At 68.2% G+C, this 5,883-nt stretch carries 7 protein-coding genes; 1 reads left to right on the top strand and 6 read right to left on the bottom strand.

The window, feature by feature from the left end:
- On the top strand, window positions 1-601 hold a 601-nt coding region (locus KH616_RS20260; RefSeq protein ID WP_292250223.1), incomplete at its 5' end, for a symmetrical bis(5'-nucleosyl)-tetraphosphatase.
- Window positions 602-715: 114 nt separating this feature from the next.
- On the opposite strand, the gene KH616_RS20255 is transcribed toward KH616_RS20260, so the two are convergent.
- The 6 genes from KH616_RS20255 to KH616_RS20230 all read right to left on the bottom strand — a co-directional run bounded on the left by KH616_RS20255 (window position 716) and on the right by KH616_RS20230 (window position 5,548).
- Complete coding sequence (locus KH616_RS20255) at window positions 716-1,573, bottom strand: lysophospholipid acyltransferase family protein (protein ID WP_292250221.1); 858 nt, start codon at window positions 1,571-1,573, stop codon at window positions 716-718.
- A gap of 15 nt (window positions 1,574-1,588) precedes the next feature.
- On the bottom strand, window positions 1,589-2,866 hold the full coding sequence (locus KH616_RS20250; RefSeq protein WP_292250219.1) for a dihydroorotase: 1,278 nt from the start codon (window positions 2,864-2,866) through the stop codon (window positions 1,589-1,591).
- 50 nt (window positions 2,867-2,916) lie between these two features.
- Window positions 2,917-3,948 carry an aspartate carbamoyltransferase catalytic subunit gene (locus KH616_RS20245; protein WP_292250218.1) on the bottom strand — a complete coding sequence of 344 codons (1,032 nt, stop codon included), beginning with the start codon at window positions 3,946-3,948 and terminating at the stop codon, window positions 2,917-2,919.
- A gap of 76 nt (window positions 3,949-4,024) precedes the next feature.
- On the bottom strand, window positions 4,025-4,543 hold the full coding sequence (pyrR, locus tag KH616_RS20240; RefSeq protein ID WP_292250216.1) for a bifunctional pyr operon transcriptional regulator/uracil phosphoribosyltransferase PyrR: 519 nt from the start codon (window positions 4,541-4,543) through the stop codon (window positions 4,025-4,027).
- Window positions 4,530-4,973: a Holliday junction resolvase RuvX gene (gene ruvX, locus KH616_RS20235; RefSeq protein ID WP_292250214.1), complete on the bottom strand. Its 444-nt coding sequence runs from the start codon at window positions 4,971-4,973 to the stop codon at window positions 4,530-4,532. Before ruvX ends, pyrR begins: the two co-directional genes overlap by 14 nt.
- Complete coding sequence (locus tag KH616_RS20230; RefSeq protein WP_292250213.1) at window positions 4,970-5,548, bottom strand: YqgE/AlgH family protein; 579 nt, start codon at window positions 5,546-5,548, stop codon at window positions 4,970-4,972. Before KH616_RS20230 ends, ruvX begins: the two co-directional genes overlap by 4 nt.
- Window positions 5,549-5,883: the final 335 nt, after the last annotated feature.

Below are 5,883 nucleotides of genomic sequence, written 5' to 3'. Positions count from 1 at the left end.
GACCGAGCGTCCCGGCGACACGATCGGCGAGATCCTCGACGCGCCCGACGCCGATGCGCTGCTCGAGTGGGTTCGCCATCGTCCGTTCGCGCATTTCGAGCACGGGATGCTGCTCGTTCATGCGGGCGTGCTCCCGCAATGGGACGCCACGCTCGCGCTCGAACTCGCCGACGAACTCGCCCGCGCGCTGCGCGCGCCCGACTGGCGCGACACGCTGCAGCAGCTGTACGGCAACGAGCCGAACCAGTGGCGTCCGAACCTCAAAAAGCGCGACCGGATGCGGGTCGCATTCAACGCGTTCACGCGTATCCGTTTCTGCACAGCGGCTGGGGCGATGGAGTTTCGCGCGAACGGCGGCCCGCACAATGCGCCACCCGGCTACCTGCCGTGGTTCGACGTGCCGGAACGCCGGACGGAGGATGTGACGGTCGTATTCGGACATTGGGCCGCGCTCGGCCTGATGCTGCGCGACAATCTCGTCGCGCTCGATTCCGGATGCGTATGGGGCAACAAGCTGTCGGCGGTGCGCCTGACGGCCGATCCGGCCGTGCGCACGGTCACGCAGGTGCAGTGCGAATCCTGCCGCACGCCCGGCGAATAAAGTCGTGGCATCGTCGGCCCGTGTTTCAGGCCAGGCCACGCATCGCGTGATACAGACCTTTGAGCGACCACCGCGCGAGCGGGGCTTTGCGATGACGTGCCGCGCGCGCTTGCGTCAGCCCTCTCGCCCCGGCAGCGGCGCGTCGGCGCGGCTGTCCGGCGCTGCGCCGATGGCGACTTCAGTGACCGGAAACGCGTCGTTCGCGAGTTGCTCGAGCGCCTCGGCGGCCGGGCGGCCGACGCGCGCCTGCATGTCCGCAAGCGCGGCGGCGATCGACGCCTGCGCGGCCGCCGCCATCGCCCGCCGGTCGCCGCCCGCCTCGATCGGATCGCACACATGCAGATGCGCGACGAGCGGACCGCCGCGCAGCACCATGTCGAGCGACTTGCCGAGCGACAGTTCGCCGACGTACGCGGGCGCGATCGACTGGCGTCCGTGCGCGTCCTCGTACATCAGGCAGATCGGCTGCACCGCACAGCCGGCCGACACCGCCGCCTGAAACAGGTTCGCGTGGAACGGCAGCAGGCCGAGGCCGTCCGACGTCGTCCCTTCCGGAAACACGCACATGAGGCCGCCGCCGCGCAGCCGGTCGGCCATCGCATGCATGATCCGCATCGCCTCGGTGCGCTTCTCGCGCTGGAGAAACACGGTGTCGAGCCGCTCCGCGAGCCAGCCAACGACCGGCCATTGACGCACTTCCGCCTTCGACACGAACGGCGTCGGACGCCACGCATTGATCGTGTAGATGTCGAGCCACGACACGTGGTTGCCGACGACGAGCGCACTCGAATCCAGACGCGCGCCGTCGTTATGGACGACGAGGCGCATCCCGCAGATCTGCAGCAGCTTGACCGACCAGCGTCGCGTGATCTCGACACGCCGTTCGGGCACGACGCGCGGAAAGCGCAGCGCAACAAGCGCCATGCCATGCAGCAGGTGTGTGACGAGGCGCAGCTTGCGAAAGGCTGTCATGGCGATCGTCCGGCGTCAGCCGCGCTCGAACGCGATCTGTCCCGCGACGAGCGTCGCGTGGACACGGGCGGGCAGTTCGTAGCCGAGGAACGGTGAGTTATGACCCTGGCTCTTCAGTGCACGCGGCTCGACGCGCCAGTGCGCGCGCGGATCGAACACGCACAGGTCGGCCACGCCGCCTTCGGTCGCGCGGCCGGCCGGCAGCTTCAGCACATCGGCCGGCGCGGCCGTGATGTGCTTGAGCGCCTGGACCAGCGGCACCCCCGCTTCGTCGGCCCATTTCACCGTCAGCGACAACAGCAGTTCGAGGCCTGTCGCGCCGGGCGTCGCCTCGGCGAACGGCAGCAGCTTCTCGTCGTCGTCGACCGGGGTGTGATCGGAGCAGATCGCGTCGATCGTGCCGTCGAGGAGCGCCGCGCGGATCGCCTCGCGGTCGCGCTCGCTGCGCAGCGGCGGATCGAGGCGGAACTGCGCATCGAAATAGCCGATGTCGACATCGATCAGGTGCAGATGGTTCGCGCTGACGTCGCACGTCACCGGCAGCCCTTCGGCCTTCGCCGCGCGCACGAGCGCGATGCCTGCCGCCGACGACAGCCGCGCGATGTGCACGCGCGCGCCTGTCACGCGCATCAGTTCGAAGATCGTGTGCAGCGCGATCGTCTCGGCCGCGACCGGCACGCCGGACAGCCCGAGCCGCGACGCGAGCGCCCCGCTTGCCGCGACGCCGCCGCGGCCGATGAACGCATCGATCGGACGCAGCCACGTGGTGAAGCCGTAGGTGCTCGCGTACTGCAGCGCGCGCAGCAATACCTGTGTATCGCGCACCGGCACGTTGGCCTGCGTGAAGCCGACGCAGCCCGACTCGGTCAACTCGACCATTTCGGTGATGACTTCGCCCTTGAGGCCGACCGTCAGCGCGCCGAGCGGATAGACGTTCGCCTGGTGCAGGTTGCTGGCACGGAATTTCAGCATCTCGACGAGACCCGGCTCATCGAGCACCGGGTCGGTGTCCGGCGGGCAGGCAAGGCTCGTCACGCCGCCGGCGACCGCCGCGGCCATCTCGGATTCGAGCGTCGCCTTGTGTTCGTAGCCCGGCTCGCGCAGCCGCGCGCACAGGTCGACGAAGCCCGGCGCGACGATCATGCCCGTCGCGTCGATCGTCTTCGCCGCCCGGAAATCGGCCGGCGCGGCGCCGATCGCCGCGATCTTGCCCGCCGCGACATAAACATCGGCCTGCCGTTCGCTGCCGGCGATCGGATCGATCAGCGTGCCGCCTTTGATATGAATCTTCATGCGCTGTCTGTATGCGTTGATTGCGTGAAAGGAATGCGCGGCGCGCGGGTTCAGTCGTTCGTGCCGGCGACGATGCCCATCACCGCCATCCGCACGGCGATGCCGAACGTCACCTGGTTGAGGATCACCGACTGCGGGCCGTCGGCGACCTGCGAATCGATCTCGACGCCGCGGTTCATCGGGCCCGGGTGCATCACGATCGCGTCCGGCGCGGCGAGCGCGAGACGCTCGGGCGTCAGGCCCCAGCTCTTGAAGTATTCCTGCGCGGACGGCAGGAGCGCACCGCTCATCCGTTCGTTCTGCAGGCGCAGCATGATGATCACGTCGACGTCCTTCAGGCCTTCGTCGAGGTTGTGGAACACCCGCACGCCCATCTGCTCGAGGCCGCCCGGCAACAGCGTGCGCGGGCCGATCGCGCGCACTTCCGGCACGCCGAGCGTGGTCAGCGCGTGGATGTCCGAGCGCGCGACACGCGAATGCAGAATGTCGCCGACGATCGCCACGCGCAGCTTCGTGAAGTCGCGCTTGTAGTGGCGGATCGTGTACATGTCGAGCAGGCCCTGCGTCGGGTGTGCGTGACGGCCGTCGCCCGCGTTGATCACATGCACGTGCGGCGCGCAGTGCTCGGCGATCAGGTACGGCGCGCCGCTCGACGCGTGACGCACGACGAACAGGTCGGCATGCATCGCCGACAGGTTGTTGATCGTGTCGAGCAGCGATTCGCCCTTGCTCGTCGACGATGCGTTGATGTTCAGGTTCAGCACGTCCGCCGACAGGCGCTTCGCGGCAATCTCGAAGGTCGTGCGCGTGCGCGTCGAGTTCTCGAAGAACAGATTGAAGACCGACTTGCCGCGCAGCAGCGGCACCTTCTTCACTTCGCGATCCGTCACGCTGACGAACTGCTCGGCGGTATCGAGGATATGCGTGACGATCGAGCGCGGCAGCCCTTCGATCGACAGCAGATGTTTCAGCTCGCCGTTCTTCGTCAGCTGCGGGTTGCCCTTCAGGAAGCCGTAGCGGAATCGCTCGGCGCTCGCGGCTGCAGCGGGATGGCCGGCGTGGCCAGTGGTGTCGGTGGTCATGATGTGCGTGATTCCAACGTATGCAGGACGGGCCGCGGCGCGAACCGGGGCGGCCCGGGATCCGGATTCGGTGCGGTCAGCCGCTGTGCGCCTCGACGCGCAGCGTGAACGTTGCCGCGTCGTCGCGCGCGAGCACGAGGGTCGCATCGGGCGGCACGTCGAGCGTGCCGCCGGCGAAGCGTGCGGCGACCGGCAACTCGCGGCCGCCACGATCGGCCAGCACGGCCAGCTCGACGGCCGCCGGGCGGCCGTAGTCGAACAGTTCATTGAGCGCCGCGCGCACGGTGCGGCCGGTGTACAGCACGTCGTCGACGAGCACGATGTGCGCGCCGCTCACCTCGAACGGCAGCGACGTCGGGCTCGCCTGGCTGTGCAGCCCTTTCTTCGCGTAATCGTCGCGATGCAGCGCGACGTTCACGACACCGAAACCGGGCGCGCCGAGATCGCGCGCAAGACGCTCGGCCAGCCAGGCGCCGCCGCTGTAAATGCCGGCAAGCACCGGGCCGCCCGGCGCGGCGAACGCGGCCGCGCCGTACGCGTCGCGGATCTGGTCGAGCAGGACGCGGTATAGCGCCTCGGCATCAATGGTGCTCATGGTCGGACAATTGATCGAGATACTGTTGAAGGATGACGCGCGCCGCTTCGGCATCGAGCATGTCGGGCCGCGCACGGCCGCCGCGCTCGCGCATGCCGGCTTCGGCCTCGACGGACGAATAACGCTCGTCCACCCAGGCCACCGGCAGGCCGAAACGGCCGTTCAGCTGGTTGCCGAAGCGCTTGGCCTGCTGCGTCATGTCGTGCGGCGTGCCGTCCGGATGCAATGGCAGGCCGACGACAAGCGCGTCCGGCCGCCATTCGGCCAGCAGTTCGCCGACCGCCTTGAAGCGGTGCTCGCGGTTGAGATTCCGGATCACGACAAGTGCGCGGGCCGAGCGGGTCAGCGCATTGCCGATCGCCACCCCGATGCGCTTTTCGCCATAGTCGAACGCCAGGAGCGTCGCGTCGCGCGCGCCCGTGCCGCTCATGCGTGCCCTGCTTCGCCGGACAGCATCGTCGAGCTGACGCCGAGCAGGCCGAGCGCGGCTTCGAAGCGCTCCTCGGCCGGCGTGTCGAACACGATCCGCGGATCGGCGGCCACGGTCAGCCAGCCGTTGCGGGAGATTTCTTCCTCGAGCTGCCCCGCGCCCCAGCCGGCATGGCCGAGCGTCAGCAGAAAGCGTTTCGGGCCATTGCCCGTCGCGACCGCCTCGAGCACGTCCTTCGACGTCGTCATTTCCAGCCCGCCTTCGACGGACATCGACGAGTTGTACGACGCGCCCTCCACCGGCTCGTGGAGCACGAAGCCGCGTTCCGTCTGCACCGGCCCGCCGAAATACACGGGGATATGCAGGAGCGGCTCGATCTCGAGTTTCAGATCGATGCGGTTGAACAGGGATTCGAGGTCGATATCGGTAGGACGATTGATGACGAGGCCGAGCGCACCGCGCTCGCTGTGATCGCAAAGATAGACCACCGTTCCCGAGAACGTCGGATCGGCCATGTTCGGCATGGCGATCAGGAACTGGTTGGTAAGGTTGATGCGATCGGAAGACTTTGACATGGTTTGAATTTTAGCAAAGACGCCGCGGCCTGGCCGATGCCGCGATCAACAAGCAACACCGCGTACCGCCGGGCGGCACAGACGGATCACACGGCACTCTAACATGCGCGTGGCAGCCGACGACAACGTGCCGCGCAGCGCAACGCCATGCGGCTCGCGGCGCCTCGCGCGTCATCGATGTCCGGTGTCGCCCAGCGCCGCGCCGAGCCCTGCGCATGCCGCCGTCAGATCCGGCGGCTCCACGCCGGCGGCGATCTTGAGCAACGCGGCCCGCAGCATGTCCGACGCATGACGGTGCGCGGCGAGAATGGCCTCGTCCGAACGTGCGCCATGCG

It is taken from the genome of Burkholderia sp. (assembly GCF_018375725.1).
In the GTDB taxonomy this organism is placed as follows: domain Bacteria; phylum Pseudomonadota; class Gammaproteobacteria; order Burkholderiales; family Burkholderiaceae; genus Burkholderia.
The sequence above is the reverse complement of the archived record's forward strand: the minus strand, read 5'-3'. Positions and strand labels throughout refer to the sequence as shown.